The organism is Streptomyces sp. NPDC058000 (assembly GCF_042886435.1).
Taxonomy (GTDB): Bacteria; Actinomycetota; Actinomycetes; order Streptomycetales; family Streptomycetaceae; genus Streptomyces.
Map to the genome: position 1 here is coordinate 11,407 of NZ_JBHVQS010000082.1, position 21,097 is coordinate 32,503.

Here is a 21,097-nt window from a genome sequence, read left to right on the forward strand (position 1 = left end):
GGTTGGGGCCCAACACCCGCAGCATGTCGTCGAACAACTCAGCCAATGCGGTTGCCGCTCCCGCCGCATCCCCGGCCTCCCCCCGCCAGGAGGCCACGTTGGAACGGGCGACGAGAGTGTCGGGGTGGTCGGGGCCCAGCACACGCTCCCTGTCCGCAAGCAGCTCGGCGAAGGCGGTTGCCGCTCCCGCCGTATCCCCGGCCTCCCCCCGCCAGCGAGCCAGGTTGGAACGGGCAACGAGAGTGTCGGGGTGGTCAGGACCCAGCACACGCTCGGTGTCCCGGAGTAGCTCAGCGAACGCGAGCGCCACGCCCGCCTTATCTCCAGCCTCGCTCCGCCAAAAGGCCGCGTTGGAACGGGCGATGAGAGTGTCGGGGTGGTTGGGGCCCAACACCCGCAGCATGTCGTCGAACAACTCAGCCAATGCGGTTGCCGCTCCCGCCGCATCCCCGGCCTCCCCCCGCCAGGAGGCCAGGTGGGAACGAGCGAGGAGAGTGTCGGGGTGGTCGGGGCCCAGGCGGAACGTCGTCTGGGCGACCAAGTGCCGAAAGTGCTCAAGAGCGGCGGCGACTTGACCTGATGCGCCGATGCTCTTGCCGGTGCGGTACAGCACGCCGTGAGCTTCCGGCACGTACAAGGCATCTTCGGCGTGGCGGATCAAGACGTCGGTGTTGGCGCGCAGGGCTTGGGCGAGTTCGGTGTCGCGCTCGATCTTGGGCCAGGCGGCGGTCAGGGCGTCTGCGGCGGTACGGGCGAACTGATCGTGTTGGGCGGGTGTGAGGTCGTCACGAGTGGCGCGTTGGATGAGTTGGTGGACCCGGACGGTCGAGTACGGGTCGTCGGGGGTGTGGTCGATCAGGCTAAGGCGGTGCAAGGTCCTCAGGGCACCGGTCGCGTCCTCAGCCGTAGCCGTGGCCCGTTCCTGCGCGTTGGGGGTGCGGTGAGTGATGAGGTGGGCCAAGGCGGGTGTGCCGGTCAGGACGGTGCCGGGGGTGCCGTTGGAGTCGAGCATGGCGGCTAGCTGGAGCATGGGGCGGGCGAGGCGGGCGGGGCGGAGTTGGTCGGCGCGTTCGATGGACAGCGACCAGGTGGCAGCCACTGTGGAGGTCTGGTCGTCGGGGAGTGCGGTGGGCTCGGGGAACAGATCGGCTAGCTTCCTGACCCGGTCGCTCAGCCGGCGCCGGTAGTCGGCGCAGCTGAGGGCGGTGTCGATGAGGTAGGCAGCGGCTTGGGCGAGGGCGAGGGGCAGGTATCCCAGGTCGGCGGCGAGGGCCTCGATTTCGTCGGCGGGTTCGTGATAGCCGTGCGTGGTGAGGACGGTGGTGAGGACGGTGGTGAGGTAGGTGGCGGCCTCTTGGGGTGTGAACATGCCCACGTGTACGAGGCGTCGGCCTTCACCGGTCAGAGCGGCATCGCGGCGACGGGTGGTCACCAAGGTGCGGCCATGCCGGTTCGGTGGCCACAGTCCGCGCAGATCAGCAGGGTCAGCCAGGTCGTCCAGAATCACCAGCCACCGGCAGCGCGTCTGACCGCCCTTGGGCTCCAGCCAGGCCAGGAAGGCGCACGCTGCCTGCTCCGGGTCACCGGGGTCCGCGGCCAGCAGTTCCACGCCGGCCTGTGCGTATCTCTGCACGATGGCTTGGCGGCTGCTGGCGCTCACCCACACCAGCACGTCTACCGTGCCGTCATCCCAGACGGTGCGCGCGTAGTCGGCCGCCAATTGCGTCTTGCCCACTCCGCCGGTCCCGGTCAACACCTGGCTTAGCACCGCGATGCCCTCGCCCTCGACTGCCGCCCGCAGGCGATCGGCCTCGGCCCGGTGTTGGAATGACAATGCGCGGGAGGGGATCACGCCGACCTGGTGTGGCCAGGCCACCGCCGTACGGGGTGCGGCGACGTGGTGAACGTGCGTGGCAGAGCCGACGGCGAGGCCGCCGTGGTCCGCATAGACGCAGGTGGGGCTGCTGGGCGTGAGTGAAGTGGCTCCGGGTCGGCTCAGCCCTGGTGCGGACCCGGCTGGGGAGGGTTTCCCAGGGTCACGTTCCCCATGTTCCAGGCGGCCGCGGAGCCGTTATTGGCTTGGATGCGCACGTCCCCGGCAACGGCTTGTCCTCCGTTGCCGGCCGATGCCCCGCCGTTAGGGGTGTGCTGGGCCAGAACGGCACTCAGTTCCTCGGCAGCTTGGGTCCGCTCCGGTACATCCAGGCTCTCCAGCAGTGCCTCGATGCGGGTCTGCCAGGCCGCTCCCTGACGGACGCGTACCCGCTCCGCTCCAGCGCCCTCGGCATTCTCCAGCTCGCTTGCGGCCTGGTCCAGGCGCTCCAACTCCGCCCGTTCACGATGCGCGTCACCTCGGCCGAACCAACGTGCCACCGCTTGCCGCAGCCCGGTCCACGCGTCCGTCCCTGCGGCCTGCACCACCGCGGTCCCACCCGCTGCGGCCAACGTCTCCAACGCCTGCTCCAGCATCCCCGGTCTTCCCTCCCCAGAAAGTTCCGGCAGCACCGTAATGCCGCGGTCGATGCTCGCTCAGCATCATGAGCAAATTCGCATTGCGCCCTGCCGGATCAGCGGGTGGCGAACAACTCGTCCGCGGGGACGATCTCGCGGCCCAGGGGGAACAGGGTGAGCGGAATCATCTTGAAGTTGGGGGGCTTGGTGATCGTCACGCACTGTGCGATGCCCGTCGGTTCTCGAAGTCGCGTACCGGGACTGCGCCATCAGACAGCTGCACCCTTTCGATCAGGCCGCCGGCGCGTCCAAGACATCCCTCAGCTGCCCCGCACCCGGTGATGTCCGAATGGTCCTGTACAGCGCCAGCGCGCGGGTACGGGTCAGGCCCGTCCGGTAGGCCGGTGGTAGCTCTCCGAACGCCTGGGCGGCGACGCGTGCGGCTTCTTGCGGCTCTCCGTCGTGGGTCAAACACGAAGCTCGGTCGATGGAGATCAGCGCACGGGTCATCAGGCTCGGGCTGCGGGACAACTCCAGCGCGCGGGACTGAGTTGCGTAGGCGCGCTTCGTCTCGCCGAGGATGGTGAGCGCCTGGCTGAGATGCACGTGGTGTTTCTGCTCGGGGTAGCCGAACCAGGTGTCGGCGGCTTGCTGCGGGGTGAGGTGGTCCGTGAGGTGTTCAGCCTCGGACACGGCCGCCAGTGCGGCGTCGCGGTTACCTTGAGCAGCGTAGGCGCGGGCAGCGACGGCGCAGGCGAGCGCAGCCGCGGCTGATGGCTGGCCGCCCGCCAGGTGACGGGACTGATCGGCGAGGTTCGCAGCTGCGGCGGGGGCGCCGAAGTTGAGCGGCACCATGGCCTCACGGGCCAAGGCCCAGGCGTGAAGGCCGGTGTCACCGGACTCGCCGGCGGCACGCCGAGCGGTGTGGAACCAGGCGTGTGCCTCGCGATGGTCGCCGAGGTCGTGCAGGACGATTGCCGTCATGCCCACCATCTGCGCGGTCACATGACACAACCGGCCGCGCGACTTCATGGTTTGGGACTGCCGGAAGAGCGGCTTCATGTCGTCGAAGTCGAGGACCAGATCGGAGAGAAGCTTGGTCGGGGCCTTGCCGTTGTAGCCGTAGCCGTATCGCTCGGCTGTGGACTCCCAGTACGACAGGTCCGCGGTTTGGTGGTCGTCCAGAGCTGAGTCGAGGTCCTGCCGGGCAGCGGTGAGCGCGGTGGCACCGGCGCCGGTGAGGCCGGCGGCCAGGGCGCCGCGCAGGAGGTTGCGGCGTTTCATCCGGTCGTCTCCATCGTGGTCCTCCATACGGGCAGGGGAGGCCCGGTTGGGGCTCTCCCAGGGGCGCGCGGCTAAGCCCAAATGTCGCCCCGGAATGCGGAGTCCGTCCGCGATTCGTTCGATTGAGGCGAGCATGGTGACGGCTCCGTCTCCCCGAGCGAGCTTGCCGACCCGCTCCGCCTTGAGTCCACATGCTTCGGCAATTTTGTTGTAGCTGATCTCTGCCGCCTCGTGAGCTACGGCAAACACCGCTCCAAAATCGCGGAGTTGTAGGGCTTTCCGCAAGCATGGATCGGTGAGTAAAGCGTCCGGTAATGCCGCTGGTGACTGCGGGTATTCCATCCCACCCCCGAGACGATGATGAAAAAGTCAGCGACCTGCCCGGCGCGGAGCGTACTCCCACCCCCCTTGATGTGTACCCCTCGTGGGGCCCCTTGCGCGGGATTACAGCCACCCCGATGACGGGCGTTCACTGGGCTCACCACCGCGGCGCCCTGGCACCCGGATCTCTCCGGGGCCGGATTGGCCGCGGTGACGCAGCGGGGCTGCTCCTGCCGGCCTGCCCGTCCCTTGCGGGAGCAGCCCCCACACCAGCCTGATGGAGAGGGCCGTTGTCGTGTCCACTGCACAGAACTCGCGCCGTTCACCGACGAATCACGTGCGTAACCACATGCCGGCCAGGGGTGGTTGTGCCCCGAACTCGGCTGGTATCGGGCTCGTGCCGTCGGAAGTCCAGGACTTCTACACGCGGTATGGCGACCCGTGTCGCTGGAACGCGGACGTATTCAAGGCGTACTGCGAACTGGGCGGAATTTCGTGAGGAGAATGACGATCAAGGTCTATCGGGTCGATCCCCGCACGTTGACCCGTACGAGGGTCGGATCTGTCACGGTGTCGGCTGCGTCGGTCCAAGCGAAGCGGCCGTCCTCGGGCACTGCCTTCCCGCCGTGCAGCTGCGACCGGTGCCGCCGGCCTGCTACGCGATGCGGCACGGGAACGTTCGATGAGACACCGCAGGCATTGGGGCAACTGGCTGATGCGGCCGACGTCGATGGGTAAGAGGCGGCATCGGCTGCCCACGCCGGAGATGGACGCCGCACAGGCGGTATGGCATGTGCTCCAGTTCTTGACCGTTCTGACGATCGGCGCCGCGGTCGGAACTGATCTGGCCCGACCTGTAGTGGCTTCCGCGGCGACTCCGGACGCCGACCCGTCGGCAGCTAGCGACGACGGCCAGCGGAACCACAAGATGCACCGGGCCGATGTCCAGGCGTACTCGGTGGTGGGGTGCCGCGGTGAGCGGACGCAGTTACGAGCGGCAGCTGCGCTCGGTCGCATCGAGCGGCACATCGACCATCGGGGGTGGCAGTGATACGCCTGGACTGGTCCGTACCGCGCGAATCGGTCCGGCAAGTTCTTGATGCCGCTGGGCCGCCGGATGGCCGCTCACGCGCCCGCCTGCGGGTACACGCCGCCGTCTTGGTGCCCATCGTTCGCCAACGTCTTGGGGCCTGCGACGCCGAACCGGTGGCTCTGGCGCTGAAACACCTCACCGAGGCTCTGCGTGGCCGAACAGACGTGGGCCTGGCGCCGATGGCCGAGGCAGTCGAGGTCCTGCTCGACGTGGTCGACCTTCGCGGCTCACTCGGCCGCCCCTGAACCCCGGCGGCCCGTCGGGAGCTGAGGACAGCCCCAGCCGGCCGCCGGCACCACTCGAATCAACTCAACGAGAGGAGCACATCATGAGCACCAAAACCGTGGAACAGGTCGAACTCGGCAGGTTCCTGAAGGTCACCGCCCGGCAGTTCGACGCCGGGTGCACTGCCCCGGAGATGTTCTCTCCGGCCGTCGACGCCGAATGGCACCGTCTTCTCAACTCGCCGGACTATCAGGCGTTCTGCGTCGAGCACGCCGGGCGTCGGATCGAGCACGCGCCGAACATGGGAGCCGGTGAAATCTCCTGGGTCCGCGCCTACGAGGAGTTGTTCGGGCCGCTGCCCGAGATCTGGTTCACCGACCAGCACGGGCGCCTGGACCACGAGGGGTTGGCCCACTACCGCGAGACCGGGACCGTGGTTGCCGAATGGGACTGCTCGCCGGTCCCCGGAGATGGCGGCGATGAAGCTGCCTCCGTGCAGCAGACGGCGGCAGCAACCCTGTGACTGCCGTGCCCGTTGGAGGAGCGCTCCGGCCCAGTGCTGGGGCGCTCCGCCTCATCGCCCCCCGCACCACCACCCCAAGGGCGGACATCGCCGCCTACGCGCAGGCTGTGACCGCCCACTGCCCGTACCTCGCCCGGTCCCTCGATCGCGGCCTGACCGGCTGGACGCTCTACGAAGCCGTCGGCGCCCCCGTGGACGTCGAGGCCGAGGTGTTCCACGCCGCCGTGCAGGCCGCCGAATGGGTCCGGCCGCTGGCGATCCGTGCCCATGGCGCGCTCGTGTGTGAAAACGTCGCCATCCTGGGCGCCGGACGGGAAGTGTTGCAGTGGCCGCACTGGGCTCTGAAGCACCTTTACGGGCCGGTGGGGTTGATGATCGGCAAGTTCGCTGCAGGTGAGGAGCGCACTGACCACAAGGGCCGCAGTATCCCGCCACCACCGCTCTCGTTCCTCCCGGTAAGGGCCGCTGTTCGGCCCCGCGACGGGCGGTTCCTGCAACGCACCCCGAACCTGGCGGCTGACGTGGCGTCCGCGAGGGACGACGGCCGCGACGTGTTCGGCCATATCGGGCACGACTGGAAGGACATCAGACTATGGGCGCAGCACCTCCCGTCGAGGCAGTAGCAACTCTGGAGCAGTTGTTGGGGCCGGCCACCTGCGATCTGCTCAGTGACCGGCGGGGCTCCCGCGCATGGAAGGTCATCGGCCCTCGAGGTGCTGCTGCGTTGAAGGCCAACAGCACCGAGCCTGCACCTGGACGCGACAAGGCTGCTGAGATGGCCCAGGAAGACCGGCACCTCCTCGCCCTCACCGAGGCGGGCGCCCTCAGCCCCGAGTACCGGGTCGACGCCGGCGCATGGGAGGGCGGTCGGTGGCTGGCGGTCCGCTGGATCGACGGAACGCCCCTGTGGCGCACCCTCGCTCTGGCACGCGGCTCCGAGGGCGATCGTCCCTCGGTACGGCCGTGGCTCCTGGGCATCGCCCGAACCTGGGCGGAGCAGCTTGAACGCCTGCACGCCGTCGGTTGGGCTCACGCAGACGTACAGCCCACCAACACCCTCATCACCCCCGACGGCCGTGCCGCCCTCCTCGACTTCGCTCTGTCGTGCGGGCCCGACACGACAGGGCGTCTGCCGTACCGGGGCGCCTTGACCCACACCACCGCCCCAGAGATCGCCGACGCCATCCTGACCACACCCGCCGACACCCACATCCAGGCCCGACCACCGGCCGACATCTGGGGACTGGGAGCGTCCCTGTTCTGGTGCTGGACCGGACATCGCCCCGTTCCTTACGCCGACGACACCCCGCGGACGGACAAGCTCCGCGCCATCGCCGACGGACAAGCTCGGCGCCATCGCCGACGGACAGCGCCTCCAACTCGATGACGCCCGGCCGTGGTCCTTCCCCGTCCTCGAGGAGATCGTCACTGCATGCATGGCACCAGCCCCTGACGAGCGGCCCACCGCCGCCGATCTGGTCGCCATCGTCGAGGAGACCGAGTGATCGCGCTGCGGAACCTGGTTCCCGACGACGTCTTGGCCGTGCAGAGGATCTACAGCGGTGCTTCCGTCACCTTCACCCGCGGCCACAACATGACCCGCGGGGAGGCCACCACCTACGTCACTACCGCCATCACCCAGGCTCGGGTAACTCCCCGCGAACGGTGGTGTTTCGGCGTCACGGTCGGCGATGACCTGCTCGGGTTGATCAAGTTCCGGGACCGTGGCGCCGGCCACGCCACCTTGAGCTACATCCTGCGGGACGACAGTTGGGGGCGCGGCTACGGCACCGACGCCGTCCGACAGGTCATCGCGTACGTGTTCACCGCCACCCACTTGGACCGACTGAGCGCCAAGCATCACCCCGACAATCCCGCCTCCGGTCGGGTGCTGGCCAAGGCCGGGTTTACCTGCACCACTGTCTTCCAGGGCCGGGCGGACGGCGTGCCGGTGGCCTACCCGGTCTACGAGGTGCACCGCTCCTGAAAGAGGCACCCATGATGACCGATCAGCTCGTCTGGATGAAGGCGGGGGAGGTGGAGCGTCCTAGAGGCCATCCTCTGTACGCCCCTGACATGGTGGCGCCAATCCGAGGACGCGCAAGGCGCGGCTGATGTTCCTGAGCGAAGTGAACGCTCCGGTCCGTCGGGGGTCATGGGCCAAGACCTGGGCACGGACCGTGCGGCGGGCGAATCAGCTGCTGGAGGAGTGGGGGTCGCCGCTCCGCGTCCCCGAGGGGACCACGCTGCACGACCTACGACACTTCTTCGCCTCCGTGCTGATCAAGCACGGGGCTACGGTGAAGAAGGTTCAGCGGCTCCTCGGCCACGCGAAGCCCTCGATCACGTGGGAGCTCTACGCGCATCTGCGGGAGGACGACGAGGACGACACCGCGGACATCTATCGACGTGGTTCTGGCCTGATGTGTCCTCAGAGTGCCCTGCCGGCCCGTCAGTTCGGCATCTGTGCAGGTCACCCCAACGAGGGCGGCACCTGTGCGGAGGTGCCGCCCTCGGTTGTGTTCGGGGGCGGTGGGCCCCCGGGCGGGGTTCTTGAGCGGAACCGGGCCGCCCTACGCGGTCGTGTGTCTCAGGTCGAGGACCAGCACGTCGTGGAGAGCGGCGCCGGCCCCGGGGCGGGCCTCACCGACCTTGCGGTAGCCCCAGGAGCGGTAGGCCGCCTGTGCCGCCTCGCTCGCCGGATGGACGTTGAGCACCACCCGCTCGGCGTCGATGCCGTCGAGGAGTGTCTCGTGCAGGCGGCGCGCGATGCCGTGCCCGCGCCACGGCAGGCGTACGGCCAGCTCCATCAGCCCGAACGTGCGGTGGCCGTCCTCGCGCCGCATGTCGTCCGGCACGGGCTGGGTGAGCCCGTCCCACCAGTCGGTCCGCGGTCCCAGGGGGCAGCCGTACGCCATGCCGACCGGTGTGCCGTCCGTCGTGCGGGCCAGGGCGGCCCGGAACGTGCCTTTCCGGGTCCGGGAGCGGAAGCGCCGGAAGGCGGCTGCGACGCCGTCCGCGGTCTCGCAGTGGGGCGGCTCGGCGAACGCGTCGGCGTAGACGAGGGTGAAGTCGGCTTCGGCCTGCTCGGCGGCCGGGCCGTCCAGGCGTGCGACGGTGATGGCTGCGGGTCGGGTCATGTGGTGCCCCTCGGACGGTCTCGCGGAGGCGGTCGCCGCACTCGCGGGCGGCCGCCGTGTCGATTCCGGCACGGTGCACCGGAACGTCCGGATCGTGCCCAGCAATCGCGGCGGGAAGATCCCACCGCACGCCTCAAGTGCGGTGGCCACCCTGGCGCCTGCCTCCCCGGCTTCCCGGGCCGACCGCGCACCCCACCCGACGCCCGGCCTCCTTCTTGCGGAGGCCATCCCAGGCCACTGGCTCGATCACCCCCCTTGTGCGTGATGTCGCGCATACCTAGCGTGACGATCGTTCTCGTATGGTTCTCGCCCACTTATGTGGAGGTTGATTCGCCATGCCCGGAAAGTCCGAGTACGTCGAGCCCATCGAGCCCTCGGTCGCGGTAGCCGAGGCGAACCGGAAGGTCGCCGAGGCGATCAACGCCGCCGATGAGAAGGACGGCAAGGACTTCGCCGACGCCAGCCGCTTCCAGATCGCCCCGCCCGACGTCCCGGTGATCATGTCCCGCAAGAACCCGGAGAAGGTGGTCTGGGACTTCACCGCGTACGACTTCCTCGACCCGGAGCTGCGTGCGGAGATGCCGTCGGTCAACGGCAGCCTGCACCGGCAGGGCGAACTGGCCGCCATCGCCGGGCTGTTCCAGGTCACGTCCTGCCGCGAGTACCGCATCTACCAGGTGCGTGGCTACGACCTGTCCAACATGACGATCGTCGAGTCCGACTCGGGCCTGGTCATCATCGATCCGCTGGCCTGTTACGAGACCGCGCAGGCCGCGCTGAAGCTGTTCCGGGACAAGACGGAGCTGACCAAGGAGCAAAGGCCCGTCAAGGGGCTGATCTACACCCACTGCCACGTCGACCACTTCGGCGGCGCCCGCGGCATCTTCAGCGAGCTGGGCGACCCGTTGGAGCCGGGGGTGCCGGTCGTCGCGCCGGAGGGCTTCCTTGAGCACGCGATCAGCGAGAACGTCTACGCCGGTCCGGCGATGGCGCGGCGCGCGCAGTACATGTACGCGGCGGAGTTGGACAAGGGGCCGACGGGGCAGGTGGGTTCGGGGCTGGGCATGACGATCTCCACGGGTGAGGTGACGCTCGTTCCGCCGACCGTCTACCTCGGCGGGCCGGAGCACCAGCCGGTACGCAAGGATTCCTGGCAGAGCTCGTACGTCATCCCCTGGCGGCCGGGGCTGTACGCGTTCGAGGGCTTCGGCTTCCCGCTGGTCTTCCAGCTCACGCCGGGCACCGAGGCCCCGGCGGAGACGAACATCTACTTCCCGGATGCCAGGACGCTGTGCATCGCGGAGAACGCCACGCACACCATGCACAACATCCTCAGTCTGCGCGGCGCGCAGGTCCGGGACGCGCACGCCTGGTCGAAGTACCTCACCGAGGCGATCCAGACCTTCGGCAAGGACACCGACGTCCTGTTCGCCTCGCACCACTGGCCGATGTGGAGCGAGGTGCTGAACGAGGAGCCGGGCGCCGAGGTGAGCAACGAGCCCATCCTCGAATTCCTCAACAAGCAGCGCGACATGTACGGCTACCTCAACGACCAGTCGCTGCGGATGATCAACGCCGGCTATACCGGCATCGAGATCGCCGAACGGCTCCAGACCCTCCCGCCCGGCCTGCGCGACCACTGGTACAACCAGGGCTACTACGGCTCGATGAGCCACAACCTCAAGGCGGTCTACCAGCGCTACATGGGGTGGTACGACGGCAACCCGGCCCACCTGTGGGAACTTCCGCCCGTCCAGGCGGGCGCGGCCTACGTGGCGGCGATGGGCGGTGCCGAGGCCGTCGTCGACGCGGCCCAGCGCTCCTATGACGGCGACACCACGGACGGCTTCCGCTGGGCTGCCGAACTCCTCAACCACGTCATCTTCGCGGCGGCCGCCGAAGAGGGCAGCCCGCTCGCCGAACCGCAGGTCACCCGGGCCAAGGAGCTCCAGGCCAAGGTCTTCACCCAGCTCGGCTACGGCAGCGAGAACGGCACCTGGCGCAACGCCTACCTCACCGGCGCCCAGGAGGTCGTGGACGGCCCGCAGCCGCTGATCACCAGCCAGTCCTCCGCCGACCTGATCCGCAGCACCACTCTGGACCAGTACTTCTCCGCGCTCGCCCGCAGCGTGGACGGGCCGACGGCTGCCGAACAGCACCTTGCCCCGATCGCGCTCGACTGGGTCTTCACCGACGAGAAGGGCGCCGAGACCGGCGAGAAGTGCACCACGACGCTCCGCAACGGCGTACTGGTCCACGTCGAGGGCGGGGACCGCTTCGTCGAGGTGCCGGCAGCGACCATCAGGCTGAGCCGTCGGACGCTCAACGAGCTGGCGGAGTCCCCCGGTTTCAAGGAGCGCTTCAACAAGGCGGTGCGGGACGAGAAGATCGTCCTTGAGGGCGACAAGGCCCAGGCGGCGACGGATGCCGTCTTCGGCACGCTGACCCTGCCCGACCCGAAGTTCCCCATCGTCACCCCGCACAAGCAGAACTGACGGTCCGTCGGGACGACTTCGTCCGGAAGTCGGTCCGGTCCGTCCGCTGCGGACCGGGCGCCGGCCGTTTCCGGGCGCAGGCCGACCCGACGAGGGCGGCACCGGTGCGGAGGTGCCGCCCTCGGGCCCTTTGCGGGTGGGAGTGCGGGAGGTCCCGCCTAGCATGGGTGGGTGGACATTTCGCGACTTCCTGCTGAGGCGCGGCAGCGGCGCCGTGCCGAGATCCGTGCGTTCCTGCGGTCCCGGCGGGCCCGGATCACGCCCGCCGAGGTGGGGATGCCGACCGGCGGCGGGCGGCGTACCAGTGGGCTGCGGCGGGAGGAGGTCGCGGTGCTCGCCGGGGTCGGCGTGTCCTGGTACACGTGGCTGGAGCAGGGGCGTGAGATCAACGTTTCGGGTGAGGTGTTGGATGCCGTTGCGCGGGTGTTGCGGCTGGAGCCGGCCGAGCGTGCGCATCTGTACTTGCTCGCCGGGCTCAACCCGCCGCCGGCGGACGCCGGGCCGGACGCCGGGCCGGGGGGCGTGCCGGACGCGTTGCGGCGGGTGGTGGACGGCTGGTTGCCACGCCCCGCGTACCTCATCGACCGGCACTGGAACTTCGTCGCGGTCAACGACGCGGCCCGCGCGGTGTTCGGGTACGGCGCCGGTGACCACAACTGTCTGGTCAGCTTCTTCACCAGGGGCCCGGTGCCGGCGTCGCCGTGCCACTGGCAGGACGCGGCGCGTGCCCTCGTCGGACAGTTCCGGGCGGACGCCGCCCGCTACCCCGACGACCCGTGGTTCGGTCGGCTCGCCGCCGACATGTGTGCCGCCAGCCCGGCCTTCGCCGAACTGTGGGCGGAGCACCAAGTGGGCAGCGCGGCACAGGGGTTGAAGGCGTTGCGGCACGACACGGCGGGCGAGTTGGTCTTCGAGTACACCACGTTGCCGTTGCCGGATCTGCCCGGACACCGGCTGATGCTCTACACGCCCGCGCCGGGCAGTGACACGGGGGACCGGCTGGCCCGGTTGATGGAGACGGTTCGGCCGGTCACCGTCGAGGTCGGCGTGCGGCCGTAACCGGTCGGCGGTGGAGGCGCCCTGGGGGCCGTGCCGTCGAAAGTGGTGGTGGCAGACCCAGGTTTGTCCGGCACTCCCGCCGGCCGGCGGCCCGGCGGACGATCTCCGTATGCAGCGATTCACCAACAAGACCGTCCTGATCACCGGCGGTGGCCGCGCACGGGTGGTCCCCGCCGATGCCGCCGAACCCACCGACCCGGACCGGCGGGCCGGCCGGGGTGCCGGCTCCGTCGGGAGGCGGCCCGGTCGGGCTCCGCGTCCGGCGGTCACTGCGGCGGCGGTGCTGCTGACCCTGGTGATCCTGCCGACCTCGGTGACCGGCTCCGGGGTGGCGCTGCCGCACATCGGCCGGGACACCGGCGCACCGCTGGACACCCTCCAGTGGGTGGTGCACGCCTACAACCTCACCTTCGCCTGCGCCATGCTCGTCTGCGGCTCCCTGGCCGATCTGCTGGGCCGGCGCCGCCTGTTCGCGGCCGGGGCGGTGGTGTTCACGCTCGCGTCGCTGGCGAGCGCCGCGGGGCCCGGGGTGCTGCTGCTCGACGTGGAGCGGGCGCTGGCCGGTATCGGTGCGGCCGCCCTGCTGACCAGCGGCAGCTCCATCCTGGCCACCGCCTTCGAGGGCGCCGCCCGCACCCGGGTCTTCGCCGCGGTCGGCATCGCCACCGGCGGCGGCCTCGCGCTGGGCGCCACGGTCGCCGGCACGCTGGCCGACACGGTGGGCTGGCGCTGGTTCTTCGCCGCGCACGGTGTGCTGATGGTGGTGGTGCTGTGCGCCGTGCCGGTCATGCCGGAGTCGCGTCGGGCGGGCGCGAGCGGTCTCGACCTGCCCGGTACCGGGGCCTTCGTCACCGGCCTGTTCCTGCTGATGCTGGGCATGGTGGAGGGGCCGCAGTGGGGTTGGGGCAGCCCGCGGGTGCTGGGGCTGCTGGCCGGCGCGGTGCTGCTGGCGGTGGTCTTCGTCCGGGTGGAGCGCCGCAGCCGGCACCCGATGCTCGACCTGGGGCTGCTGCGCAACCGCCGCTTCCTGGCGCTGTGCCTGATCCCGGTGGCGGTCTCCTGCTCGTTCGTGATCCTGCTGCCGCTGCTGCCCAACTACCTGACGGTCGCGGACGGGATGACCAGCCGGGCCGCGGGCGGGGTGCTGCTGCTGATGACCGCGCCCGTGCTGTTCGCCCCGCCGCTGGCCGGGCGGCTGGTCGCCCGGGGGCTGTCGCAGCGCGCCGTGTTCTCGCTCAGCCTGGCCTGCCTGACGTCGGGCGTGGCCTGGCTCGCCGTGGTCCTGCGCCCCGGCGCCGGGCCGGGCGCCCTGGCGGCGCCGCTGCTGGTCCTCGGGGTGGGCCTGGGACTCAACTTCGGGCTGGTGGACGGGGCGGTGCTGACCGTGGTGGCACCGGACGCCACCGGCACCGCAGCCGGGCTCCTCAACACCCTCCGGCTGGGCAGCGAGGCGGTCGCCATCGCCGCCGCCGGCTCCGCCCTGACCGGCCTGACCCGGCTCCGGCTGGAGGACGGACTCGCGCGCTTCCCCGCCTATCGGGAGGGGGCCGCGGCCCTCGCCAACAGCGTCAACGCCGGTGATCTGAGCGGCCCGGCTTCGGCGGTACCGGCGGCCGTCCGGCCCGGCTTCACCGCCTTCGCCGCCCAGGGGTTCACCACCGCCTGGCAGCTCGTCCTCGGCGTCGCCGCGGTGCTCTGCGCACTGCTGTGGCTGGTGATCCACCGGATGCTGGCACCGTCCACGGCGGAAGCGACCACGCCGGGCCGGTCCGTAGCGGAGCCGCCCGTAGCGGAGCCGTGCGTACCGGAGCCGTCCGTAGCGGAGCCGTGCGTACCGGAGCTGTCCGTACCGGAGTCGTCGACAGGGGAATTGTCCGCGCCGGAATCCTGCGCGCCGGTATTGTCCGCACCCGAATCATTCGCACTCGAATCATCCGAACCCGAATTGTCCAATCCTCAATTGCCCGAACGTGAATCGTCCGAACGGGAACCATCCGTGGCGGAACTGTTCAACGGGCCGCGGGACAGTCGGTTGTCGGCCGATCTCGGGGATGCCGACGCGGGCGACCGGACGGTGCCGCGGCCCGCGGGATAGCCCCCGTCCGCCCCGGTACGGCAAGGGCGGCACCCGTGCGCACGGGTGCCGCCCTTGCTTTTCTCCGGACTCCCCCCTCGGGAGCTGCCGCCCTCCCAGTCGGCGTGGGAGGCGGCCTTCAACGGGGCTGTGCCCGGCCGGTTGTTTGCCCATCACCCCCCACGGGATCGAGCAATCCGGGCCGTGCACACCGTCGTTGAATTGCCTCCAGCATTCCGTCCGGGCGCGCCCCGCGCGACCCTTTTCAACTCTGGCCAAAAGGGCATGGTGACCGCGTGTGGTTGCGTGCATACTCAGGCGTGCCGGGGGCCGAGGGAGATAACCAAAGAGTGGGGGTTCGGTGTTACGCGTCCATTTCAGTGGACTCGATCTGGCCCGCGTGCGGATTGCCGCACGCCCGGATGCGCTGTGGGAGACGGTCTTAAGCTTTCACCGACTTCGTGACCGGCGTGACGATTCCACGTTCGGTGGTTGGCGATCGGAAACCCGCGGAAGGTTGAATGGCGAAACGCGTCTGCTGGCGCCGCTGGTGCCCACGCGCGGCTATTTCCCCGATTTCCTGACGCCCGCCGAGGGCCTGCTCGGCATGGACGAGGCGCTCGCCGCGCTGCGCGAGACCCCGGCCGGCCGGCTGCACGCCGAACTCTCCCGGCTGGCGCCCCCCGCGGGCCGCCCGCTCCCCAGCTGGATACGTGCCATGGCGGACGGCGAGACCCGCTCGCTGGGCCGGCTCGCCGGGATACTCCAGCGCTACCACGACGCGGCCGTCGCCCCCTACTGGCACCGCGTCCGGTGCCGGATAGAGGCCGACCGGGCGGCCCGCGGCCGGGCCCTGCTGGACGGCGGCGCGGACCGGCTGCTGGCGTCGCTGCCGCCGATGATGCGCTGGCGCTCGCCCGTCCTGGAGGCCGACTATCCGGTGGACCGGGACCTCCACCTCGGCGGCCGCGGGCTGCTCCTGCTGCCCTCGTACTTCTGCCGCCGCACCCCGGTCACCTTCCACAACCCGGACCTGACGCCGGTCCTGGTCTACCCGGTGGAGCACCCGGTGCCCCGCCCGGCCCCGCCGGTCCCGGCCGACCGCTCGCTGGGTCGGCTGGTCGGCCAGACCCGCTCGGCGATCCTGCACGGCATCGGCGTGGGCTGCACCACCAGCGAACTCGCCCGCCGCGTCGACGTCTCGCTGGCCTCCGCCAGCCAGCACGCCACCGTCCTGCGGGACGCCGGCCTGCTGTCCACCCTGCGCCAGGGCAACGCCGTGCTGCACACCCTGACGCCGCTGGGCGCCGCCCTGTTGCGCGGCGCCCATCTCGACGGGTCGACGGCCTTCTGACGGTGAGCCGCCGGTCGCCCGGGCCGGGCGACCGTGAGGGCCCCTCCGCCCCTGATCCACCGGACCGGCCCTAGTACGGCCGGTCCCCGGCGATCGCCACCCGTTCCGCGACCCGCCGCCGTGTCCCGTAGTCGCACACCGCGTAGTGCTGGGTGGCGCGGTTGTCCCAGAACGCGACGTCCCCGGCCCGCCAGTGGAACCGCACCTGGAACTCCGGCACGTGCGCCTGTTGGAACAGCAGGCGCAGCAGCCGGTCGCTCTCCGCCTCCGGCAGCCCCACGATCCGGGTGGTGAACGAGGCGTTGACGAACAGCATCCGCCGCCCGGTCTCCGGGTGCCGGCGCACCACCGGATGCTCCACTGGCGGGAACTCCCCTTGAAACGGCGCGAGTTGGGCTGCGGGGAAGAATCGGGAGAAGCCCGGGAGATAGTCGTGCACCGCCCGCGCCCCATCGATCCGCTCCCGGATTTTCAGTGGCAAATTGTCATACGCCGCGGCCATATCGGCCCACAGCGTGTCCCCGCCCGACGCCGGCACCTCGCGCAGCTGCAACACCGCGCCCATCGCGGGCCGCTCGCGGAAGGTTACGTCCGTGTGCCATACGTTCTCGAACGTCTGCGCGCCGGCGGCCGTCTTGTCAAACCGGACCACCTCCTTCGAGTCGCCCCGGGCGAGCAGTGGATTGGTCTCCAACTCCCCCCAATTGGCGGCGAATTGGCGTTGTGCGACGGGCGCCAGGTGCTGCCCACGGAAGAACAGCACCTTCCACTCCAGCAGGGCCCGGTTCAGCTCCGCCCGTAGCGCCGCGGACAGTGGACGCGACAGATCCAGCCCCCGGATCTCCGCCCCGATGGTGGCGGACTGCGGGACGACCTCGAACCGCTCGTACGGCCGGTCCGGCCAGTCGTCCGGGGTGCGGCGCAGGATCCGGCGGCCTTCGTAGAGGCCGTCGGCGGGGATGCGGTGGGGGCGCAGGGGCGCTGCGGGGGCGGGGGTGGACGCGTCGGCGGAAATCATCAACTGGTCCTCCATGAAGGGGAGTTGGGGAGGCGTGCGGCTGCGTCCGGGCGGCGGACGCGGGGGAGCGGAGCGGCGGGTGCCGGGGGTGGGGCGGGGGTGCGGGCGAGCCGGCGGGCGGCCCGGGGCGCGGGTCCTCAGGACACGCCGGGACAGCCGACCGGGGGAGAGCCCACCCGGCCGCGGCGGCGCAGGAAGCTCAGACCGCGGGGCGCGCACGCACCGTGAGGGCCGCGGTCGCGCGGCGCCGCCTCACGGGGACCCAGGTACGTGCACATGGCACGCACCGTACCGCATCCGTGGTCCGCTGCCCATGGTGCGCGGACCGCGCCCGCGCTCGGCCGCCGCTCTCAGTCGTCGATGCCGGTGCGCTCCACGCCCGCCACGATGTACCGCTGGAGCAGGAGGAAGACCACCACCAGCGGGACGATCGACACACCCGCCGCGACGAACAGTTTGTGCAGGTTGAGGTTCTGTGCGGTGGTGAACGTGGACAGCGCGACCTGCACCGTCCAGGCCGACTGGTCCTGGCCGATCACCAGCGGCCACAGGAAGGAGTTCCACGCCCCGATGAAGACGATGGTGCCGACCGCCGCGAACACCGGCCGCGCGTTGGGCACCACGATCCGCCAGTACGTCCGCCAGTACCCCAGACCGTCCACCCGCGCCGCGTCCTCCAACTCCTTGGGAAATCCAAGGAAGTACTGCCGGAAGACGAAACACGCGAAGGCGCTGAAGAGCGTCGGGATCACCAGGCCGCGCAGCGTCGAGATCCAGCCGAGCGTCGACACCAGGACGAAGCTCGGCACGAAGGTCACGGCCGCCGGGACCATCAGCGTGCCCAGGATCGCGTAGAAGACCACCGACGCGTGACGGTAGGGGATGCGCGCCAGGCCATAGCCGGCCATCGAGGCCAGCACCACCGTGCCCACGGTCGTCGATACCGCGATCACCGCCGAGTTGAGCAGGGACCGGGCGAGCGGCAGGTCCGGGTCGGTGAAGACCTCGGTCAGGTTCGACCAGTGCAGCTCGCGCGGGAAGAACGCCCAGGTGGGCGCGGTGATGTCGGCCTCGCTCGCCAGCCCGTTGCGGACCAGCAGGTAGAACGGGACGAGGAAGAGCAGCGCCAGCGCGACCAGCAGCACCACCCGCAGCGCCCGGCCGGCCCGGGTCAGGGCATCGTGCATTCCGCTCAGTCCTCCTTGCGGCCGAGCCCGAACCAGCGGGCCTGGACCACCGTCGCCACCGCGATGATCAGTGCCAGGATCACCGCACCCGCACTGCCCAACCCCAGGTTCTGGTCCCGCCCGAGCGCGGTGTAGTAGAGGTACACCAACGGGGGCCGGGCGTACGGCGGATAGCCGCGGGCGTCGCTCAGCAGGTTGTAGAACTCGTCGAACGCCTGGAAGGCGTTGATCACCAGGAGCAGCACCACCGCCACCGAGGTGGCCCGCAGCTGCGGGAAGGTGATGTACCGGAAGACCTGCCAGCCCGGCCGGGCCCCGTCCATCGCCGCCGCCTCGTACAACTGCGGGGAGATCCGCTGGAGTCCGGCGAGGAAGAGGATCATGTAGAAGCCGGCCTGGAGCCACAGCCGCACCGTCACGATGACCAGCCAGTACCACGGCGGACTGGTCGTCGACAGCCACGCCGTCTGGTCCAGCCCGAACCAGCCGAGCACGGTGTTCGCCAACCCGAACCGCACCCCGTTGAAAAGCGACAACTTCCAGATCAGCGACGCCACGACGTAGGAGCACGCGGTCGGCAGGAAGAACACCGACCGGAAGAACGCCTGCGCGAAACGCAGCCGGTTCACCATCAGCGCCAACGACAGCGACAGTGCGAACGTGGCCGGCACGATGAACGCGGTGAAGAGCAGGAAGGTGCCCAGACTTCCGAGGAAAGCGTCGTCCCGGAGCATCGCGGTGTAATTGCCCAGCCCGACGAATTCCGTCGGATTCACCGTGTTGTGGGCGTTGAAGAAACTGAGGTAGACGCTCCACAGCAGCGGAACGTAGGTGAACAGGGCCAGCCCGATCGCGAACGGCCCGACGAACACCCAGAACCACAGAGTGCGCCGCTGCGGGCCGAGCAGCCGGGCCGTGCGCGCGCTCACTTCTTCTTCGTCCGCTGCAACTCGGCGTTGACCGTCCGCAGGACGGACCTCAGCTCGGTCTCCGGGTTCGCCCCGCTCTTGATGATCCGGCTCAGCGCGTCCTGATAGGCGTTGCGGTCCGCGCTGTTCCACAGCAGCGGTTCGGCATAACCGTGCTCGCTGGCGAACCGCACCGCGTCCGCCGCGGCCCCCTGCTGGAGCTGCCCGGCCTTCTTCGCCAGCGAAATGCGCGCCGGAATATGGAATCCGTACGACAGCGCGAAATCCTGCTGGAAATCCGTCCGGTCGATCCACAACCATTTGGCGAATTCCTTCGCCGCCGCCCGGTGCTTGCTGCGGGTACTCACCGCGGACGCATACGCCCCCACCGGCACGGTCGGTTTTCCACCCGCGCCGTCCTTCGGAAACGGCAGTACCCCGAAATCGTCCCCCAGCGCCTTCTTGATCTGCGGCAGCGCCCACAGGCCCGACCACTGCATGGCGGTCAGCCCCTGAATGAAGGCCGCCGGGTCGGACCAGTCCGTGGGCGCGCCCAGCAGCAGCGACCCGTCGGCGTACAACTGCCGCACCTTCGCCAGCACCCGGGCCGCGGCCGGATCGTCGAACCCGGCCCGGCCGTCCTCGGTGATCAGGCTCAGCCCGGCGGCGAACAGCGGCGTCCCGCCGAGCACCCCGGCCCCGCCGTCGTTGCCGAGGAACACCCCCTTCACCTTGCCGGTGGTGAGTTTCTTCGCGGCGTCGACCAGTTCGTCGACGCTCTGCGGCGGCTGCACCCCGGCGTCTTTGAGCAGGCTCTTGCGGTAGTACAGCAGCTGCATGTCGGTGGCCTGGGGGATGCCCCAGATCTTGTCCTGCCAGATCTTCGGCGCGAGCACCGCCTGGTTGAAGTCGTCCTTGACGGGCGCGACCAGGTCGGTCAGGTCGGCCACCTGGCCGCCCTGGATCTGCTCCAGCAGCGGCCCGTTGACCTCGAAGACGTCGGGTCCGGAGTCGGTGAGCAGTGCCGCCGCGGTCTGCCGGTCGTAGTCGCCGGGCCGCCACTGGACGCTGACGTCCGCCTTCTTGTACGCGGCGGCGTACCGTTTCACCGCCTGCTGGGTGCCCGGTTCGCCGTACTGGTGGTACCACTGCGCCAGCGCCGGGCCCGAACCGCCGCCGCCCCGGCCGGTGTTGGAACCGCACGCCGCCAGCGCTCCCGCGAGCGCGATGCCGCCTCCGGCGGCGAGCAGCCGTCGTCTGTCGATCACCGTCATGGCAGTTACTTTGCCGTACCGGCGTGTCGCGCGCATTGCATCTTCACGAACCGGTCAGCCACGTTCGAACCATCCAGCCACGACGGCGCCACTGAAGGCCGCCCAGGACGCCGGGCCGAGGTGGAGTATGGGGCCGAGGGGGTCTTTGGAGTCGCGTATGGCGATCGTGTGAGCGATGTTCGTGGCCACCTCGACGCACTCGTCCTCGTGGTCGCTGTAGCTGGACTTCTGGTAGCTGAACCCGGGCATGGTTCATAGCCCTTCGCTGAGACTGTCGATGAACGTTCTTGAATCGCTCTCGCTGAGGGCGTGCTGTGCGATTCCTTCGAACAGTTCATCATGCTCGGCGGCTCCCTCGCCGCCTTCCCGCCACAGCGGTTGACGAGGTACCTGCACGTAGACCACGTCCATCGCGCCGGGGTCTGCGAACGAGAGGATGCTGAACCCGCAGCCCATACCCAGCTGGGCTCCTGCGCTGAACGGGAGCACCCGCACGCTGACGTTCCGGCGTTGGCCCACGACCGCGAGATGCTCAAGCTGCTTGCGCATCACGTCCACGCCGCCGACGAAATCGCGTGGAGGCCGGGGCGAGGGCCGGGCCGCTGTGTTTGTACCTGTCCCCCCACCGGGGTGGGCACCCTTCACGCGCGGGAGGGTTCGGGGGGTCGGGGGTGGGTGTTCGGACGTAAAG

Annotated in this window: 20 protein-coding genes and 1 pseudogene; 11 read left to right on the top strand and 10 right to left on the bottom strand. The window is 69.9% G+C overall.

Annotated features, from left to right (window positions below; translation table 11 throughout):
- From ACFVT2_RS39725 to ACFVT2_RS39735, 3 genes are all read right to left on the bottom strand, one after another.
- Positions 1-1,834: tetratricopeptide repeat protein (locus ACFVT2_RS39725; protein ID WP_390026412.1), on the bottom strand; the 1,834-nt coding region annotated here is incomplete at its 3' end.
- Positions 1,835-1,995: 161 nt separating this feature from the next.
- Positions 1,996-2,469, bottom strand: coding sequence for a hypothetical protein (locus ACFVT2_RS39730; protein ID WP_390026369.1), 474 nt, complete (start codon positions 2,467-2,469; stop codon positions 1,996-1,998).
- 273 nt (positions 2,470-2,742) lie between these two features.
- Entirely contained in the window at positions 2,743-3,984 is a 1,242-nt protein-coding gene (locus tag ACFVT2_RS39735) for a hypothetical protein (protein ID WP_390026372.1), read from the bottom strand.
- A 754-nt stretch (positions 3,985-4,738) separates the two neighbouring features.
- Here ACFVT2_RS39735 and ACFVT2_RS39740 point away from each other — a divergent pair.
- The 7 genes and pseudogenes from ACFVT2_RS39740 to ACFVT2_RS39770 form a co-directional block, all read left to right on the top strand.
- Positions 4,739-5,107 (top strand): hypothetical protein, encoded by a 369-nt coding sequence (locus ACFVT2_RS39740; protein ID WP_390026374.1) that lies wholly within the window; start codon positions 4,739-4,741, stop codon positions 5,105-5,107.
- A gap of 107 nt (positions 5,108-5,214) precedes the next feature.
- Positions 5,215-5,394, top strand: a complete 180-nt coding sequence (locus ACFVT2_RS39745; protein ID WP_390026376.1) for a hypothetical protein — start codon at positions 5,215-5,217, stop codon at positions 5,392-5,394.
- 83 nt (positions 5,395-5,477) lie between these two features.
- Positions 5,478-5,897 (top strand): hypothetical protein, encoded by a 420-nt coding sequence (locus ACFVT2_RS39750; protein ID WP_390026379.1) that lies wholly within the window; start codon positions 5,478-5,480, stop codon positions 5,895-5,897.
- A gap of 107 nt (positions 5,898-6,004) precedes the next feature.
- Positions 6,005-6,520, top strand: coding sequence for a hypothetical protein (locus tag ACFVT2_RS39755; RefSeq protein WP_390026382.1), 516 nt, complete (start codon positions 6,005-6,007; stop codon positions 6,518-6,520).
- A 152-nt stretch (positions 6,521-6,672) separates the two neighbouring features.
- Positions 6,673-7,284: a hypothetical protein gene (locus ACFVT2_RS39760; protein WP_390026384.1), complete on the top strand. Its 612-nt coding sequence runs from the start codon at positions 6,673-6,675 to the stop codon at positions 7,282-7,284.
- Positions 7,285-7,398: 114 nt separating this feature from the next.
- On the top strand, positions 7,399-7,884 hold the full coding sequence (locus tag ACFVT2_RS39765) for a GNAT family N-acetyltransferase (RefSeq protein ID WP_390026387.1): 486 nt from the start codon (positions 7,399-7,401) through the stop codon (positions 7,882-7,884).
- Positions 7,885-8,011: 127 nt separating this feature from the next.
- Positions 8,012-8,209, top strand: a pseudogene (locus tag ACFVT2_RS39770) (site-specific integrase); the annotation flags it as partial.
- A gap of 261 nt (positions 8,210-8,470) precedes the next feature.
- On the opposite strand, the gene ACFVT2_RS39775 reads toward ACFVT2_RS39770, so the two are convergent.
- Positions 8,471-9,037: a GNAT family N-acetyltransferase gene (locus tag ACFVT2_RS39775; RefSeq protein WP_390026390.1), complete on the bottom strand. Its 567-nt coding sequence runs from the start codon at positions 9,035-9,037 to the stop codon at positions 8,471-8,473.
- Positions 9,038-9,372: 335 nt separating this feature from the next.
- On the opposite strand from ACFVT2_RS39775, the gene ACFVT2_RS39780 reads away from it, so the two are divergent.
- From ACFVT2_RS39780 to ACFVT2_RS39795, 4 genes are all read left to right on the top strand, one after another.
- Positions 9,373-11,532, top strand: coding sequence for an alkyl/aryl-sulfatase (locus ACFVT2_RS39780; RefSeq protein ID WP_390026392.1), 2,160 nt, complete (start codon positions 9,373-9,375; stop codon positions 11,530-11,532).
- 171 nt (positions 11,533-11,703) lie between these two features.
- Entirely contained in the window at positions 11,704-12,591 is an 888-nt protein-coding gene (locus ACFVT2_RS39785) for a helix-turn-helix transcriptional regulator (protein WP_390026394.1), read from the top strand.
- A 109-nt stretch (positions 12,592-12,700) separates the two neighbouring features.
- Positions 12,701-14,686: an MFS transporter gene (locus ACFVT2_RS39790; protein ID WP_390026396.1), complete on the top strand. Its 1,986-nt coding sequence runs from the start codon at positions 12,701-12,703 to the stop codon at positions 14,684-14,686.
- A gap of 496 nt (positions 14,687-15,182) precedes the next feature.
- Positions 15,183-16,019 (top strand): ArsR/SmtB family transcription factor, encoded by an 837-nt coding sequence (locus ACFVT2_RS39795; RefSeq protein WP_390026398.1) that lies wholly within the window; start codon positions 15,183-15,185, stop codon positions 16,017-16,019.
- A 70-nt stretch (positions 16,020-16,089) separates the two neighbouring features.
- On the opposite strand, the gene ACFVT2_RS39800 is transcribed toward ACFVT2_RS39795, so the two are convergent.
- The 6 genes from ACFVT2_RS39800 to ACFVT2_RS39825 all read right to left on the bottom strand — a co-directional run bounded on the left by ACFVT2_RS39800 (position 16,090) and on the right by ACFVT2_RS39825 (position 21,051).
- Positions 16,090-17,037: a TauD/TfdA dioxygenase family protein gene (locus tag ACFVT2_RS39800; RefSeq protein WP_390026400.1), complete on the bottom strand. Its 948-nt coding sequence runs from the start codon at positions 17,035-17,037 to the stop codon at positions 16,090-16,092.
- Positions 17,038-17,387: 350 nt separating this feature from the next.
- Entirely contained in the window at positions 17,388-18,224 is an 837-nt protein-coding gene (locus ACFVT2_RS39805; protein ID WP_390026403.1) for a carbohydrate ABC transporter permease, read from the bottom strand.
- A 5-nt stretch (positions 18,225-18,229) separates the two neighbouring features.
- The gene (locus ACFVT2_RS39810; protein ID WP_390026405.1) at positions 18,230-19,153 is read right to left on the bottom strand and encodes a carbohydrate ABC transporter permease; all 924 of its coding nucleotides are present in this window, start codon (positions 19,151-19,153) and stop codon (positions 18,230-18,232) included.
- Positions 19,150-20,406: an ABC transporter substrate-binding protein gene (locus tag ACFVT2_RS39815; RefSeq protein ID WP_390026407.1), complete on the bottom strand. Its 1,257-nt coding sequence runs from the start codon at positions 20,404-20,406 to the stop codon at positions 19,150-19,152. Before ACFVT2_RS39815 ends, ACFVT2_RS39810 begins: the two co-directional genes overlap by 4 nt.
- Positions 20,407-20,460: 54 nt before the next feature.
- Complete coding sequence (locus ACFVT2_RS39820) at positions 20,461-20,655, bottom strand: DUF397 domain-containing protein (protein WP_390026408.1); 195 nt, start codon at positions 20,653-20,655, stop codon at positions 20,461-20,463.
- 3 nt (positions 20,656-20,658) lie between these two features.
- Positions 20,659-21,051, bottom strand: coding sequence for a Scr1 family TA system antitoxin-like transcriptional regulator (locus ACFVT2_RS39825; RefSeq protein WP_390026414.1), 393 nt, complete (start codon positions 21,049-21,051; stop codon positions 20,659-20,661).
- Positions 21,052-21,097: the final 46 nt, after the last annotated feature.